Here is a 15,587-nt window from a genome sequence, read left to right as displayed (position 1 = left end):
TCGGGTCTGCACGCCGCGTCTCACAGCGCGGCGAACACGTCGTGGAGGACGGAAACGACCACCGGGACCACCCCGGCGAGCACGAACGCGGGCAGGAAGCACAGGCCCACCGGCAGCACGGCCAGGACGCCCACCCGGCGCACCGCGGCCTCGGCGGCGGCCGCCTTGGCCACACGCAGGTCCGCCGCCTGGCGATCGAGGGTCCGGGTCAGCGCGATCCCGTGCTCGGCGCTGCGGGTCGCCGCCCGGGCGAACCGCGCCCCGCCCGGCAGGTCCGCCAGGTGGGCCCACGCTGCGTCTGGGGCGGCCCCCAGCCGCAGCGCCCGCCCGGTGCGGGCCAGTCGCAGCCCGACCGGCCCGCCGAGCGCCTCGCCGACCGTGACCGCCGCCAGGTCGGGCGGCGCGCCGGCCCGCAGCGCCGCGGCCAGCAGATCGGCCGCGAACGGCAGGTCGGACCGCGCGGTCGCGCGCTCCCGGCGGGCCGAGGCCGGCTCGATCCGCCGCAGCAGCAGCCCGCACCCGACGGCGACCGCCGCGCCGACCACGAGCCCGCCCGGGCCACCGATCCCCACCGCCATGCTCAGCCCGGCCAGCACCGCCGCCGGCCACCGCAGCCAGGGGCTCATCAGCGCACCTCCGTGGTGGCCGCGTGGACCATCCGGGCGGTCCACAGGAACCCGCCGCACTGCAGCGCGACCGCGACGACGGCGCAGGCCGCCCCGAGCGGGGTGTGCAGCAGCTGCCGTACCGGATGGGTGTTCAGCGCCGCGCCCACCCACAGCCCGGCGAGCGGCAGCGCCAGCAGCACCGCGGTCGTGGCCTGCGCGGCCGACAACTGGGCCGCGACCCCGCCACGCAGCGCCTGCCCGGAGCGCAGGTCGGCGTCGACCCGATCGAGCAGGTCGGCGAGCGGGACGCCGAGAGCCTCGCTCAGCCGGTATGCCGCCTCCAGCCGCGCCTGCGCCACCTCGGCCGCCGCCTCCGCCCAGCGCCCGTGCCGGACCGCCGCCGCGCCCCGATCGCCATCGCCAGCCTTTCCACCGGCGGCCTTCGGGACCAGGGCGTTGGTCTTCGGCGTCTGGGCGCTCGTCGAGGTCTGCGCGGCGGCGCCGTCCTGGATGGTGCCCGCGCGCAGTCCCTCGGCGGTCGCGTCGACGGCGTCGAGCAGCGCGGCGACCCGCCGCTCGGCCTCCTGCCGGACCAGCCGGCGGCGGACGGTGACGAGGGCCATCAGGGCGTAGAGCGCGGCGACGACGGCCGCCACCGGCCCGGCGAGCAGCAGCGCCGCCCCGGACAGCAGGGCGATGACCGCGCCACCGGCCGTGACCGGGCGCCGCAGCAGCGCGACCCCGGCCCGCCGGCCGAGATCGCCGTGACGGGTCCGGCGCGCCACTCGCCCGCCGGGAACGGCGTCGCTCCCCGCAGCGGAGACGCGGGTCAGGCGGGCCAGCCGGGTCGCCGCCCGTCGTCGGCGCAGCCAGTAGGCCACCCAGCCGGCGGTGAGCGCCACGCCGGCCGCGATGGCCAGGTCGAGGGCGCTCATGACCAGCCTCCGCCCGGCGTGTATCGCCGGTGCCCCTCGGGCCGGGGCGGCTCCACGCCACGGCGCGACAGCAGCTCGTCGAGGTCCGTGGCGGCGGGCCCGGGGCCACTGCCGCGCCGCCACGCCGTCACCACCCCGGCCGTGTGCCGCTCCGGGTGCGGCGAGATCACGCAGATCTCGGTGAGCTCGCGCCGGCCCGACGGGTCGCGGTGCAGGTGGATGACGACCCGCAGGGCGGACACCACCATGGCGTGCAGCGCGGCCCGCGGCACCCCGCCGAGCAGCCCGAGCGCCTCCAGCCGCGCGGGCACGTCGGCCGGGGAGTTGGCGTGCAGCGTGGCCGCCCCGCCCTCGTGGCCGGTGTTGAGCGCACCGAGCAAGTCGACGATCTCCGCGCCGCGGCACTCGCCGACGACCAGGCGATCGGGGCGCATCCGCAGGGCCTGCCGGACCAGGTCGCGAAGCGACACGGCGCCGGCGCCCTCCACATTGGCCATCCGGGTCTGCAGCGACACCACGTGCGGGTGCATCGGCCGCAGCTCGGCGGCGTCCTCCACGACGATCAGCCGCTCGCCGGGCGACACCACCGACAGCAGCGTCGACAGCACCGTGGTCTTGCCGCTGCCCGTGCCCCCGGTCACCAGGTATGGCAGCCGCGCCGCCACCACGGCCCGCAGCAGCCGGGCCGCGCCCGGGTCGACGGTGCCGCACGAGACCAGCTCGTCGATGGAGAACGCCCGCTGCCGAAACGTGCGCAGCGACAGATACGGCCCGCCGAGCCCGACCGGCGGCAGGACCGCGTGCATCCGGGTGCCGTCGGGCAGGCGCACGTCCACGAACGGGCTCGCGTCGTCGAGGCGGCGGCCCGCGGTGGACGCGAGCCGCTGCGCGAGTTTGCGCACGTCCGCCGCGTCGCCCAGGGTCCCCATCACCCGGCGCAGCCCGCCGCCGCCCCGGTCGACCCAGACGTGGACGCCGTTGACGAGCACGTCGGTCACGGCCGGGTCAGCCAGCAGCGGGGCGAGCGGCCCGGCGCCGATCATCTCGCCGGCGAGCCGCCCGGCGACCTGGCGCAGCGTCTTCTCGCCGAGCAGTACCGCGCCCGGCTCGGCCCGCACCGCGGCGGCCACGGCGCCGGGCGTCGCGTCGGCGCCCTCGACGGCCATCCGGGCGCGCACACGCTCGGCCAGGGCGGGAACAGCGCCCCCGGGCAGCCCGGGAACGGCGCCGGCGGGAAGGATCGCGTCCGGTACGAGCGCCTGGGCCACATCCGGTGCCGGGCCCGCTGCGGAGTCCGGTGCGCCGGCCGCGAGGCGTGCGGGCAGCGCGGGAGAGGTCGCCAGGCGCGGGCCGACCCTCCCCCGTGAGCGCGGGCCGGTCCTCATGCCGCCGCTCCCCGGCCGGAGCCGAGGCCGTCGCCCTTGCCGAGGCCATCGCCACTGCCGAGGCCGACGTCCTCGAGGATCCGGCGGCACAGGCCGGCGAGCGGGCCGCGCCCGCCCGCGGCTGGAGGCTCGCCGTGCTCGAGGCGGCGGGGCAGTCCGGGCTCGGCGCGCAGCGTGCCGGCCAGCGGCAGGCCCAGCGAGCGCGCGATGTGCCTGGTGCGCAGCCGGCCCGGCGCGGGACCGCGCACGACGAGGTGCAGCGCGTCGGTGTGCGGGGTGAGCGTCGCGGCGACCCGAGCGGCGGCCACGCAGGCCCGCAGCTCGGCGGGGACCACGAGCAGCACCCGGTCCGCGGCCCGCAGCGCGAGGACCGCGGCGTCGTCGAGGCGGCGCGGCAGGTCGGCCACGACCAGGTCGCGGCCGCGGCTGCCGGCGTCCAGCGCGGTGGCCATCGCCTCGTGCGGCAGGCCGCCGGGGGCGTTGCGGTCGCAGGACAGCACGGCCACGTCGCCCCGGCTCGGCAGGGCGCCGACCAGCGTGGGCGGGTGGACGGCGCCGCTGGTGGCCGACAGCGCGGGCCAGCGCAGGCCGGCCACGTCCTCCCAGCCGAGGACCAGGTCGGCGCCGCCGCCGAGGGGGTCGGCGTCGACGAGCAGCGAGCGCAGCCCGACGTTGCCGGCGGTGACCGCCAGGCCCGCGGCGAGCACGGTCGCGCCGGCGCCGCCCCGGCCGCCGACGACGGCGAGGACGCGGCCGCGTGCCGCGGTGGCGACGGCGGCGTCGGACGACAGCCGCACCAGGCGGCGGACCAGGTATCCGACGCCGTCGGGGAACCGCACGATGTGGTCGGCGCCGACGGCCTCGGCGAGGGCGGCGAGCCGATCCATCCCTTGACTGCGGCTGACCAGCAGCACGCCACGGCGCTCCGGCAGCCGGGCGCGGGCGCACGCCGGTGCCGCCTCGTCGCCGATCAGGACGAGCGGTGCGGAGGGATATCGGTGGCGGGCCGCATCCGGGCCGGACGCGATGTCGAGGTCGAGGGCGAGCTCGGCGGCGAGGTCGACGACCTCTTCCAGCAGCGCGGGATCGTCGGAGACGAGCAATGGTCGGTGCACGGGAGGCTCCACGGTCGTGAGCGGTTCGACAAACTGCGCTCACCCTGGCGCCACCGGGCGGTCGTCTGCCGGCCGTCGAGGCTGAATCTGTGGATAACCCACCGCTTGTGGATAACCCCCGCCGACGAAGTTGATCTGCTATGAAAACCCCTACAAATCACCCCAGGACGGGCGTTCACTTCCGGCGGTACCGAATGAAAAAAGTGTGGGCGTGCACGCCGAACCGTGAACGCTCAACAAAGCACCGGGCGTCAATGCTGGCTACCGCCACCGATAGCGGCGAAAGTCGGCAGCCACCATCCAATAGGCCATCTGGCTGAAATCCGGCAACCTGCACGGAAGCGCCCTATATAGGGGACGACCCCCGCCGGGGGGTGACGGGGGTCGCCGGGGGTTCGGCTCCGGGGGGGTCGAGCCGAACCCGCTCAGCGGTCACGGGGGGTGCAACCGCCGAGGGTTCAATAACGGGCCTCTGTCTCGACGACATGAAACCTCGCAAACATAAGCATGCCTGAGTCGACCGCCATACGTCGAGTAGGACCGGCCCGCAACACGCCCAGGACACCAATCAATATTTCACTCTGGAGTAACTCCGACGTGACGGCCCGCAAGCCGACCGTGATCCAGTCGGGCTTCGGACCGGCTTGAGACAAGTCCGGACTCCGCGGACGGCCCCGCGCCGCTACACTTGCCCGCCGTGGGGCGTAGCGCCGCGTTTTTCGACCTGGACAAAACGGTGATCGCCAAGTCAAGCGCCTTGGCCTTCGGTCGACCGTTCTATCGCGACGGGCTGATCAGCCGCCGCGATGTCATCAAAGGCGCCTACGCGCAGCTGATTTTCCGGGTCGGAGGCGGCTCCGACGAGCAGACCATGGCGCGCACCAGGGATTACCTGGCCGCGCTGGTCAAAGGATGGCGCGCCGAGCAGGTGCGCCAGATCGTGCGGGAAACGCTGGACGAGCTGATCAGCCCGTATATCTATGCGGAGGCCGCCGCGTTGATCGAGGAACACCGCACCGCAGGCCGCGACGTGGTCCTCGTATCGACCTCCGGCGACGAGATGGTCCGACCTATCGGCGAGCAGCTCGGCATCACCGATGTCATCGCCACGCGCATGAACGTGGGCGAGGACGGGTGCTACACCGGCGAGATCGACTTCTATGCGGCCGGCCCGAACAAGGTGGTCGCGGTCAAGGAGCTCGCGACCGAGCGTGACTACGACCTGTCGGCGTGCTACGCGTACTCCGACTCAGTGACGGACGCGAGCCTGCTCAGCCTGGTCGGGCACCCGACCGCGGTCAACCCGGACCGGGGGCTGCGGCGCATCGCCGTCGAGCGCGGCTGGCCGATGCTCGAGTTCCGCCACCCGATCCCGCTGAGCCAGCGGCTGCGTGAGCGCCCGGCCGTCCCGGTGGCCGCGGCCGCGATCGGGCTCGGCGCGGTGGTCGCGATCGGATTCGCGCTGTACAGCAGATACCGCCGGGCCCGCGCCGCCCAGCTCGCCGCCGCGTCCGCGGCCTGAGCTCACGCACCGTCGCCACGCAGACCCCACCCGTCACATTCTGCGGGGCGGGGGTTCCGATCGTGGCGAGAGCGGCGTAGAAAAGAAGTGCGAGGTCAGACGGACCACACCGGCAGATCTCGTGCACGGCCGCCGGGCACCCACGAGCGATCAGCCGCGGTAGGCGCGTTGCAGCGGATCCGCGAGGACCGTTGTCAACGGACTTGAGGTGCACGCCTGGTAACCCGGCCGGACGTGTGTGACGGCGCCTCCTCCCATCGAGGCGCCGTCCACTACGTCCGGGTCTGTCACCCGCCGTCGATGGCCTTCTCGCAGACCTCGACCAACTCCTCCGCGGCCCGCTCGGCCGCCGCCGCATAGTGGCGCAGCCACGATCGGACCCCATCGGGTGTACCCGTGGCGAAGGCGTTGGCGGAGCCGACGTACTCGGGCTCGCGGCTTCGGTGCCCGACATCCATCGCGAGCAGTCCCCGCGGGTCGAGCCCGCCTGCGATCAGGGTCAGCCGGGCGGCGGCTCGCGCCACGACTCCGTTGGGCCCGGCGAAGGCCTTCAAGGCCAGCAATTCCCCGTGTACCACGGCCGCCTGCAACAACACCGGGGCGCTCGTGCCTCCGGCCACCAGCGCGGCCAGGGCGTCCAGCCGGGGCGCCACCTCGGGGTTGACCGGCCGGCCCAGCTCGCCGGGGCCCACAACGTCTCGCGCGACCAGCGTGTGCAGCCTGGCGAGCACCTGCCTCGGGGCCCGCGTCCACGTGCCCGTCAGGCCGTCCAGGGCCGCCGTGGCGCGCAGCGCGCCGTGCACGACAGGGTCGGTGACCACCCCCGCGCGTACGCCCTCCAGATCGAAGCCGTGCGTGTCGAGCGCGGCGCTGGCGACCGAGGTGCGCAGCGCGACCTCAGCGGCGACCGGACCGCCCGAGCGGCGCAGGGCGCGGTGGCGCATGGCGGCGTCGACGGCCGCGCGGGCCTGCTCGAGGGCGGGCGCGACATCGGCGAGGTCGAGCAGCGGTGCGAGGGGGTCGGATGGCACCCTCAGACGGTATCGTGCCACTACTGTGAACAAAGTTTAGAGAAAAGCCCGCTTCTTTTCTGTCGTACCCCCGAACTAGCCTGCTTGCGAGAGCTGGACCACATCGAGGAGCCATCACCGATGAGCGAAACCTTGGAAAACCTTCTCAACGAGACACGGCAGTTCCCGCCCCCTGCCGAGTTCGCCGCCGCCGCCAACCTCACCGAGGAGGCCTACGCCGAGGCCCGGGCGGACCGCCTCGCATTCTGGGAGCAGCAGGCGCACCGACTGAGCTGGGCCAAGGAGTGGGACCAGGTGCTCGACTGGTCCAACCCGCCGTTCGCGAAGTGGTTCGTGGGCGGGCAGCTCAATGTGGCGTACAACTGCCTCGACCGCCACATCGAGGCCGGCCGCGGCGACAAGGTCGCGATCCACTTCGAGGGCGAGCCGGGCGACACCCGCACCATCACCTACGCCGACCTGCACCGGTCGGTCTGCCAGGCCGCCAACGCACTGACCGACCTCGGCGTCATCGCGGGCGACCGGGTGGCGATCTACATGCCGATGATCCCGGAGGCGGCGGTCGCGATGCTGGCGTGCGCCCGCATCGGCGCGACCCACTCGGTGGTCTTCGGCGGCTTCTCGGCCGACGCGCTCAGCGGCCGCATCGACGACGCGAGCGCCAAGATCGTCATCACCGCCGACGGCGGCTTCCGCCGGGGCAAGCCCAGCGGGCTCAAGTCGATCGTCGACGAGGCCGTGGCCCGGACGCCGAGCATCGAGAAGGTGCTGGTGGTGCGGCGCACCGGCCAGGACGTCGAGTGGAACGCCGAGCGTGACCTGTGGTGGCACGAGGTCGTGGAGACCGCCTCCATCGAGCACGCCGCGCAGCCGTTCGACGCGGAGCACCCGCTGTTCATCCTCTACACGTCCGGCACCACGGCGAAGCCCAAGGGCATCCTGCACACCACGGGCGGCTACCTGACCCAGGTGAGCTTCACGCACCACGCCGTCTTCGACCTCAAGGCCGACAGCGACGTGTACTGGTGCACCGCCGACATCGGCTGGGTCACCGGCCACAGCTACATCGTCTACGGGCCGCTGTCCAACGGCGCCACCCAGGTCATGTACGAGGGCACGCCCGACACCCCGCACCGCGGGCGGTTCTGGGAGATCGTGCAGAAGTACAAGGTCACGCTCCTCTACACGGCGCCGACCGCGATCCGCACCTTCATGAAGTGGGGCGACGACATCCCCGCCGGCTTCGACCTGTCCTCGCTGCGGCTGCTGGGCTCGGTCGGCGAGCCGATCAACCCCGAGGCCTGGATGTGGTACCGCAAGCACATCGGCGGCGACCGCTGCCCCATCGTCGACACCTGGTGGCAGACCGAGACCGGCGCGATCATGATCTCCCCGCTGCCCGGCGTGACCGCGACCAAGCCCGGCAGCGCCATGCGCCCGCTGCCCGGCATCACCGCCGACGTGGTCGACGACCAGGCCGGCTCGGTGCCCAACGGCGGCGGCGGTTACCTGGTCCTCCGCGAGCCCTGGCCGTCGATGCTGCGCACCATCTGGGGCGACGACCAGCGGTTCAAGGAGACCTACTGGTCGCGCTTCGACGGCATGTACTTCGCCGGCGACGGCGCCAAGAAGGACGACGACGGCGACCTGTGGCTGCTCGGCCGGGTCGACGACGTCATGCTGGTCTCGGGCCACAACATCTCCACCACGGAGGTCGAGTCGGCCCTGGTCAGCCACCCGAAGGTGGCCGAGGCCGCGGTCGTGGGCGCCACCGACCCGACCACGGGCCAGGCGATCGTCGCCTTCACCATCCCGCGCGGCGGCGTCGAAACCGACGGCGAGGCCGGCGAGGCCCTGATCCAGGAGCTGCGCAACCACGTCGCGAAGACCCTGGGCCCGATCGCCAAGCCCCGCCAGATCATGCTGGTCCCGGAGCTCCCGAAGACCCGCTCCGGCAAGATCATGCGCCGCCTGCTCCGCGACGTCGCCGAAAACCGCAGCCTGGGCGACGTCACCACCCTGCAGGACTCGACGGTCATGGACCTGATCGCGTCGGGCCTGCAGTCCGGCAAGTCCGAGGACTGACCCTCGCGGCGCGGGCCCCGGCCACAGGCCGGGTCCCGCGCCCCGCCACCGCCACGCAACGCTCCACCGCCGCCACGCCACACCTTCGCCACGCACCGCAGCAGCCGAGCTCCGACGCCGCTCCGCCGCCACGCCCTGCCATCACCGCGCACCGCCGCCGCCACGCACCGCAGCGGCCAAGCTCCGACGCCGCTCCGCCGCCACGCGCTGCCATCGCCGCCTCGCCACGCCCCGTCATCGCCGCGCACCGCCGCCGCCACCATTTCGCCCGCCACGCCCTGCTGCCGCCGCGCACCACCGCCGCTCCGCCGCCACGCGCCGCCGTCGCAGCCCCCGCCATGCCACGTCATGTCATCGCCACGCACCGTCGCCGCTTCGCCCGCCATGCCCTGCTGCCACCACGCACCGCCGCCGTGGGCCACCGCCGCCGCAGCACAGTCCGCCATCACACTCTGTCACCGCTGCAGCGCACTCCACGACCGTCAATTGGCTGGTGGCGGTCGGCCGGCAGCAAGTCTCCGTGATCATGCGCTCAGCGGCGACGGCGCGCGGTATTTCGTGATCACGGAGTGAACGTGCTGGTCCTTGTACACTTCCACTCCACGATCATGGAGAACGTGCCGGCCGGTCGGCGGAGATCGCAGGCGCGGCCATCGTCGCTCGGCCTTGGCTTCGTCTGTGCATGATCGCGGAGACTTCCTGCCGACGGTCCGAGCTATGAGTGTCCGCGTTGCGGCCATCGCCGCGCCGAAAGCCGTCGATTGCCGGCGTCCCCGACACCGTTGGCGCAAAGGTGCACAAAAGCCGCGCGAAGACGGGTGAAAAAGGGGCGGCCCCCGGGACCGGGGCCGCCCCGTAGGACGCGTAGGTGGAGCTACGCGTAGATCTTGATCGGGGTGTACGTCTGGCGCGGGAAGATCTGGCCTACCTCGGCGTCCGTCAGGCCGAAGCGGCCCTGGGCCACGGAGCCGAACACCGAGAACATGTTGTTCATCTCCGGCAGGTCGCCGTTGACCAGGGTGTCCAGGCCGTTCCAGGTGCCGAGAAGCTTGCCGGCCAGCTTCTTGCCGGACAAGACGACCACGCCGCCGCCGTGGCCGTGGTCGGTGCCGCCGCCGTTCTCGGCGACGCGGCGGCCGAACTCGCTGGAGACCATGATTGTCACGTTCGAGGCCAGGTCGGGGCCGAGGTCGTCGAAGAACGCGGCCATGCCCGAGGCTAGCTCGCCGAAGTGCTGGGCCACGTAGCCGCCGCGGGTGCCCTGGTTCTCGTGGGTGTCCCAGCCGCCCATGCCGACGGTGGCGATGCGTACGTTCGCGCCGCCCTTGATCAGCTGGGCCAGCTCGCGGAACGCGTTGCCGACGCCGGTGTACTTGACGTCGTTGGCGGGGGTGTAGCCCTTCTGCGCGAGGTTGCTGGCGAGCGTGAGCGCGTCGATGCCGGCCCGGACCGGCGCCTCGATCGGGTGGTTGATCCCGGTGAAGAGGGTCTTGATGGCGTCCACGGTCGGCTGCCGGTACTTGCCGTCGCCGTTGACGTTCAGGGAGGCCACGCTGTTGAGGGCGAGGGCGCCCCCGCCGCCCACCAGGGAGCGCGGCAGCGTCGAGCCGATGCCGATCGCCCGGAAGGCGGTGCCCGGGCCGAGCTTGTCGGCCAGGTTGGTCAGCCAGCCCATGCCGCCGGTCTCGGCCGGCAGGCCGCCGAGCTGGCAGATGTCCTGCGCCGCGAAGTGGCTGCGGTCGAGCCGCCGGTCGCTGACCGCGGGGATGAAGGCCAGTTGCCCCGCGTCCAGGTACTTCTGGAGCGGCGCGAACGACTCGTTGAGCCCGAACCCGCGATCGAGCGGGATGGAGGTGCTGGCCGGCAGCGTGAAGCTGGGCCGCACGCGGTTGAGGACCGCGTCGTCCATGGGGGCGAAGAGCGAGAGCCCGTCGGCCCCGCCGTACAGGAACACGTGGATGAGCGTGCCGGTCGGGGTCGCCGCGAAGGACGCCTGCGTGGTCAGGAACTGGCTGGTCGCGAGCGCCGTCGTGGTGGCCGCCGCGCCGACGAAGAACCGGCGCCGGGTCACGCCCCGGCCGTCCTCCTGCTCGTCCTCCTGGCGCGCGAGGTCGAGGTACGAATCCCGGACGCTCTTCTGTTCTTCCCGCACCGCGACCGCCTCGGCCCGCAGCGCGGCCTCGAACCTGTTCGGACCGAGCCGCAGCAGGTCCGGGCACTCCGGATGGAGCGACTTCTGCTTCCGCACTGGCTTCTCCATGGTGTGCCGCCTACCGCAGGTAGTGGTGGGGAGTGGCGAAGATCGCGCGCACGACGGCGGCGATCGCGCCGTTGAACGTTGCGTCCACCGGGGTGGTGGCGGTCGTCGTCGGGCTGACGATGTGCAGGATCGCGGTCCTGCGGTCGTTGTCGAGGGTGACGTTGATGAGCTTCTTGGTGAGCGCGTCGAGGTAGGCGCCCGCGGTGCCCGGCGGGTTGGCGATGAGCGCCTCGGGCTTGGCCCACGTGAACTGGCGCCGGCCGCCGGTGATCGCGGTGTACGCGTCGTTCCACTGGTTGACCATGGTCCCGGCCGAGGTCCACGCGACGTACACGTCCGGGTAGCCGTTCGGCGTCGGCAGCTCCATCGGCGCGTGCCCGAACTCCTCGAGCTTGCGCATGATGTCGCCGAGGCCCTGGACCATCGGGCTCACGTTCGTGTTGTTCGACGTGAAACCGGCCGGGGCGTCGGCGCCGATCTCCAGCGCGCGGTACGTGGCGGTGAGGTATTCGCCGGGGCGGCGCACCTTCTGGCCGACGGACTCCCAGAACTCGGTCCGGGAGAGCATCGTCATCAGTACCGCGGGAATGTTGCTCTTCTTGTCGATGTACGTCTTGGCCATGGCATCGACGAGGGTCTTCGGCGGGACGTCGGAGACGAACCGGGTCGCCAGGTTCTGCGCCATGTAGCGGGCGGTGTTCGGGTGCAGCGCGAGGTACCGGAAGTACGCCTCCTGCACCGCCTCGCCCCCGGCGGCGTCGCCGTTCGGGTGCGAGAAGCCCATGATCTTCACGGGGCCGACGTAGTGCTGCTCGGGCCGGTAGACGTACTGGTTGTCGCGGATGCTGCGGCCGGTCTGCAGCATCGCGGCCTGGCGCACGTCGGTCTCGTTGTACCCGTTGAACGCGCCGACCGTGTAGAGCTCGAGGTTCTCCCGGGCCAGGTTCTCGTTGATCTGGTCCTTGGTCGAGTCCTGCTGGTCGAGGTAGCGCAGCAGCGCCGGGTGCCGGTTCGCGGCCACGAACATGTCGACGTAGTTGCCCAGCGCGTACTTGCGGATGACGTCGCGCTCGAACGCGGCCCGGGTCAGCTCGTTGCCGTCGTGGAAGGCGGCCACGTGCAGGTAGTCGCCGAAGAAGTCGACCATCATCTCGAAGAGCTGGCGGTCGGAGAACAGCTGCTTGGCGATCGCGTACCGGACGTTCTGGTCGTCGGCGTGAATGCCCTTCTTGTCCAGGTCGTCGCGCTGCGCCTTGAGCTGTTCGTACGTCATGCTCCACGTGACGAGCTCGGCGTCGGCCTTCTGCTCGCCGCGGGTCAGCGGGATCGTCTCCGGCTTGAGCTGCTTGTCGATCCAGCCGTTGATGCCCAGCTTGTTGATGTCGCTCATGACCTTGTTGTTCGGCCCGAACGTGAGCCGGCTGGCCAGGTGGCGGACCGAGTCCTTCTTCGGCAGCACCGTGTTGGCCTTGACGACCGCGTTCTTGGCGGCGTCGGCGGGGGTGCCGAACGAGGAGCCCGTCGTCGGGGTGTTCTTGCGGATGCCCAGGCCGGCGTTGCCGTTCATGAGGCTCTGGTTCTGGTCGACGTACGCCGGGGTGGTGGTGTCCGCGGCCGCGTCCGCCGGTGCCGCCGCGTCGGCGTCGCTCCCGCCGGGGTGCGAGCCCTTGCCGAAGAACTGGGTGACGGCGTACGCGCCGCCGCCGATCAGTGCGGCCGCGCCGCCGCCGATGGCGACCATCGCGGCGCGGCGGCGCCAGCTCGGCGGCTTGTCGTCGTAGTCGTCGTCCTCGTCGAGGTCGGGCAGGCCGCCGCGGCCGCGGGGCGTCGCGTTCGGGTCGTAGAAGTGCGGGCCGGAGCCGCCACGGTCGGCCCGCATCGAGCCCTGGCGGCGCCCGCCGCGGGGGTCGCTGTAACCCTGGCGGTCGTATCGACCGGTCTGGTCCTCGTACCCGGACTCGTAGTACGGGTCGGCGTACGGGTCGTAACGCTCGTTCATCTACAGGTCCCGATCAGACGATGTGGGGCGCGCGTGTCGTTAGCGGAAGGTAGTGGCTGCTCAGGAGCCGTTCAACCCACGCCTGAAGCGCGCTGATCAGGACTTAAGACACGGCCGGTGACCCAAGGTCACGGTCGCCGGGAAGCGCCCTCACGTACCGCGTCCGAGCTGCTGAAACACGCGTAACAAGAGATCATTCCGGCAGACATCAGCACAGATACATTTAAGACTGTTTTGCATCTCTCAAAGCGCCCGATTCAGGCGGTTTTGCCCACCCAGACGTCGTGGTACGCACCCGCCGTGCACGGCGGCCCGGCGGCGATCGACATGCGCCGTTCGTCAAGATCCATCACGAGCGAGTAGAGCGACTCGGTCCGGTCCCCCTCAGGAGCATCGGGCTCGTCGTGGCGGCAGATCGACTGCGGATGCCCGCCGTGGTCGCGCAGCACCGCGCGCAGCAACGGCTCGTCGATCGGCCCGGCGCCGAGGAGGCGTCGCGCCCGGGCGGAGCGGAAGAACGACGAGCCGCCGATGCCCTTGAGCGTGTCGAGCGCCGACAGCGCGGTCTCGAAGTGGTTCGTGTGCGTGAGCACGCCGTCGGCCGGATGCAGGAAGCCGACGTCGCCGGGGGCGACCTCGAGGTCGATCACTTCACCCGGGGTACCGCCGGGAAATGCCTGACCCACCAGCAGGTTGATGCTCGCGCCGCGCGGCGGGGCGCAGACGGCCTTGATCGCGGCACCGAGGTGCCGCGCCTCCAGCGCCGCGCGCAGCAGCACGTGGTACGGCACCCCGCCGTCGCGGCGGTCACGGTGCGTGCCGAGCATGTTCACGCAGACGCCCAGTCCCGCGTCGTTGAGCCCGGCCTTGGCGAGCATGCCGGCCTCGGTCAGGGCCAGGACCTCGCCGCCGCGCTCGTCACGGGTGGCGAGCAGCAGCGCGTAGGGCCGCTGGTCGGGGTGCCAGTCCCAGTTCTGCGCCAGCAGGGTGTGGCCGCTCGCGGTGCGCTCGCCGAGCACGCCGATCGCGGTGCACTCGTGCGGCTCGCCGCTGTAGATCAGCTCGGTGCGGCCGTTCAGCGCGTACACCTCGTCGACCGCCACGCCCGAGCCCTCGGCCACGCCGTCGAGCATCTCGGCGACCCGCGGCGCATGGCGGCGCGACGCCTCACGGAACAACGCACCGTAACCGCGCGCCCGCTCGGCGTCGATGCCGGCGACGCCGGCGAACCGGGCCATGTAGCTCGCCGTGTTCGCCGCGATGAGGTCGGCGGCCGCCGCACCGTACGCGATGCCGCACTCACGCGGCGTGCCGGATACATCGATCAGGGGGAGCGGCGGCTGCATGGCGAGAACGCTAGCCGCTCGCCTCGCAGGTTTTCGAACGGATTAGCCCTACGCTGAGCACATGAAGCCCACGGTTGACGACACGTGCGTCATGATCGACGGGCCGTGGTCGCACCGCTTCGTCAGCGCCAACGGCACGCGCTTCCACGTGGTGGAGGCGGGCACCGGGCCGCTGGTGCTGTTCCTGCACGGTTTTCCCGAGTTCTGGTACGCCTGGCACAACCAGCTACCGGCCGTGACCGACGCCGGCTTCCGCGCGGTCGCCGTGGACCTGCGTGGCTACGGCGCGAGCGACAAGCCACCGCGCGGTTACGACGGGTACACGATGGCCGGCGACGTCGCCGGGCTGATCCGCGCCCTCGGCGAGCGCAGCGCGATCCTGGTCGGCGCCGGCTACGGCGGCATGATCGCCTGGGCGACCGCCGCGTTCCACCCGAAGATGGTCCGGCGACTGGTCGTGCTGGGCGCCGCGCACCCGCTGCGGCTGCGCGCCGGCCTGGCCACCGACCCGCGGGGCCAGCTGGCGGCGGCCAAGCCCGTCCTGCGCTTCCAGGTGCCGCGTTTCGAGCACGTCCTGACCAGGCACGACGCGGCGCTGGTCGGCGAATACCTGCGCCGCTGGGGCGCGCCGGACTGGGTCACGCGCGAGGGATACCGCGACTACGAAGCGTACTGCCGCGCGGCGATGCGGATCCCACAGGCGGCGTTCTCCGCGCTGGAGACCTACCGGTGGGCCGTCCGGTCGGCGCTGCGCCTGCAGGGGTACCGCTTCGTGAAGCTCCTGCAACAACCCGTGACCGCGCCGACACTGCAGCTGCACGGGGCGCTGGATCCGGCGGTGCTACCGCGCACGGCGCAGGGCTCCGGGCGATACGTGCTGGCCGAGTACGAGTGGCGGCTGCTGTCGAACGCGGCGCACTTCCCGCACCTCGAGCAGCCCGAGCTGATCAACGGCGAGATCATCCGGTGGGCCAAGGCCGGTTGAGATTTTGCTATGGCTCGGGTCCGCGCGACTCACCGGCGTTCCGCGCTCGGCCGTCGATATAGTCGATGAATACGGGTGCTGAGCTGGACAGACACGGTTATCCCCGGTGACACGGCGTGTCACTAGGGTCGGACGTTCTCGCAGCTCAGCGCGCTGCGCTCCGGCGAGAACAACCGCTCCGCGACCGGTCGGTGTCGATCATCGTAACGAACCGATGTGCGCCGCGGATGGGGGCGCCGCGAGTTACGGCTTGGCAGGGCGGGGTCTAACATCGCTGGAACGGGAGCCGACCGAGCATTCGATGCCATCTCCAGGT

At 72.2% G+C, this 15,587-nt stretch carries 11 protein-coding genes; 3 read left to right on the top strand and 8 right to left on the bottom strand.

What is annotated here, in order from left to right; all coding sequences use genetic code 11:
- Nucleotides 1-20: 20 nt before the first annotated feature.
- From ACGFI8_RS12970 to ssd, 4 genes are read right to left on the bottom strand one after another with little or no spacing between them, the layout of a single operon-like run.
- Complete coding sequence (locus tag ACGFI8_RS12970) at nucleotides 21-626, bottom strand: type II secretion system F family protein (RefSeq protein WP_392803759.1); 606 nt, start codon at nucleotides 624-626, stop codon at nucleotides 21-23.
- Nucleotides 626-1,543 (bottom strand): type II secretion system F family protein, encoded by a 918-nt coding sequence (locus ACGFI8_RS12965; protein ID WP_392803757.1) that lies wholly within the window; start codon nucleotides 1,541-1,543, stop codon nucleotides 626-628. The genes ACGFI8_RS12970 and ACGFI8_RS12965 overlap by 1 nt, the downstream gene beginning before the upstream one ends.
- Nucleotides 1,540-2,928 (bottom strand): TadA family conjugal transfer-associated ATPase, encoded by a 1,389-nt coding sequence (locus tag ACGFI8_RS12960; protein ID WP_392803756.1) that lies wholly within the window; start codon nucleotides 2,926-2,928, stop codon nucleotides 1,540-1,542. Before ACGFI8_RS12960 ends, ACGFI8_RS12965 begins: the two co-directional genes overlap by 4 nt.
- The gene (ssd, locus tag ACGFI8_RS12955; protein ID WP_392803754.1) at nucleotides 2,925-4,043 is read right to left on the bottom strand and encodes a septum site-determining protein Ssd; all 1,119 of its coding nucleotides are present in this window, start codon (nucleotides 4,041-4,043) and stop codon (nucleotides 2,925-2,927) included. The genes ACGFI8_RS12960 and ssd overlap by 4 nt, the downstream gene beginning before the upstream one ends.
- 688 nt (nucleotides 4,044-4,731) lie before the next feature.
- Between ssd and ACGFI8_RS12950 the strand changes: the two genes are divergently transcribed.
- Nucleotides 4,732-5,565, top strand: a complete 834-nt coding sequence (locus ACGFI8_RS12950) for an HAD family hydrolase (protein WP_392803752.1) — start codon at nucleotides 4,732-4,734, stop codon at nucleotides 5,563-5,565.
- 287 nt (nucleotides 5,566-5,852) lie between these two features.
- On the opposite strand, the gene ACGFI8_RS12945 is transcribed toward ACGFI8_RS12950, so the two are convergent.
- Nucleotides 5,853-6,596 carry an oxidoreductase gene (locus ACGFI8_RS12945; RefSeq protein WP_392803750.1) on the bottom strand — a complete coding sequence of 248 codons (744 nt, stop codon included), beginning with the start codon at nucleotides 6,594-6,596 and terminating at the stop codon, nucleotides 5,853-5,855.
- 120 nt (nucleotides 6,597-6,716) lie between these two features.
- Here ACGFI8_RS12945 and acs point away from each other — a divergent pair, with 120 nt between their 5' ends.
- Nucleotides 6,717-8,681 carry an acetate--CoA ligase gene (acs, locus tag ACGFI8_RS12940; protein ID WP_392803748.1) on the top strand — a complete coding sequence of 655 codons (1,965 nt, stop codon included), beginning with the start codon at nucleotides 6,717-6,719 and terminating at the stop codon, nucleotides 8,679-8,681.
- Nucleotides 8,682-9,555: 874 nt separating this feature from the next.
- Here the strand turns inward: acs and ACGFI8_RS12935 are convergent.
- The 3 genes from ACGFI8_RS12935 to ACGFI8_RS12925 form a co-directional block, all read right to left on the bottom strand.
- A complete protein-coding gene (locus tag ACGFI8_RS12935) occupies nucleotides 9,556-10,929 on the bottom strand; it encodes a DUF1501 domain-containing protein (RefSeq protein WP_392803746.1) in 1,374 nt (457 codons plus the stop codon).
- Nucleotides 10,930-10,951: 22 nt separating this feature from the next.
- Nucleotides 10,952-12,940: a DUF1800 domain-containing protein gene (locus ACGFI8_RS12930; RefSeq protein ID WP_392803744.1), complete on the bottom strand. Its 1,989-nt coding sequence runs from the start codon at nucleotides 12,938-12,940 to the stop codon at nucleotides 10,952-10,954.
- A gap of 257 nt (nucleotides 12,941-13,197) precedes the next feature.
- The gene (locus tag ACGFI8_RS12925) at nucleotides 13,198-14,286 is read right to left on the bottom strand and encodes a C45 family autoproteolytic acyltransferase/hydolase (RefSeq protein WP_392803742.1); all 1,089 of its coding nucleotides are present in this window, start codon (nucleotides 14,284-14,286) and stop codon (nucleotides 13,198-13,200) included.
- A gap of 61 nt (nucleotides 14,287-14,347) precedes the next feature.
- On the opposite strand from ACGFI8_RS12925, the gene ACGFI8_RS12920 reads away from it, so the two are divergent.
- Nucleotides 14,348-15,271, top strand: a complete 924-nt coding sequence (locus tag ACGFI8_RS12920) for an alpha/beta fold hydrolase (protein WP_392803740.1) — start codon at nucleotides 14,348-14,350, stop codon at nucleotides 15,269-15,271.
- Nucleotides 15,272-15,587 lie beyond the last annotated feature (316 nt).

This window comes from Dactylosporangium sp. NPDC048998 (assembly GCF_043197855.1).
Taxonomy (GTDB): domain Bacteria; phylum Actinomycetota; class Actinomycetes; order Mycobacteriales; family Micromonosporaceae; genus Dactylosporangium.
Note: the sequence above shows the minus strand (reverse complement) of the source record. Positions and strands in the feature narration are given on the sequence as shown.

Excerpts from the sequence above, each read along its gene's own strand:
- ACGFI8_RS12970 (WP_392803759.1), bottom strand. The coding sequence starts at position 626 with ATGAGCCCCTGGCTGCGGTGGCCGGCGGCGGTGCTGGCCGGGCTGAGC.
- ACGFI8_RS12965 (WP_392803757.1), bottom strand. The coding sequence starts at position 1,543 with ATGAGCGCCCTCGACCTGGCCATCGCGGCCGGCGTGGCGCTCACCGCC.
- ACGFI8_RS12960 (WP_392803756.1), bottom strand. The coding sequence starts at position 2,928 with ATGAGGACCGGCCCGCGCTCACGGGGGAGGGTCGGCCCGCGCCTGGCG.
- acs (WP_392803748.1), top strand. The coding sequence starts at position 6,717 with ATGAGCGAAACCTTGGAAAACCTTCTCAACGAGACACGGCAGTTCCCG.
- ACGFI8_RS12930 (WP_392803744.1), bottom strand. The coding sequence starts at position 12,940 with ATGAACGAGCGTTACGACCCGTACGCCGACCCGTACTACGAGTCCGGG.
- ACGFI8_RS12925 (WP_392803742.1), bottom strand. The coding sequence starts at position 14,286 with ATGCAGCCGCCGCTCCCCCTGATCGATGTATCCGGCACGCCGCGTGAG.
- ACGFI8_RS12920 (WP_392803740.1), top strand. The coding sequence starts at position 14,348 with ATGAAGCCCACGGTTGACGACACGTGCGTCATGATCGACGGGCCGTGG.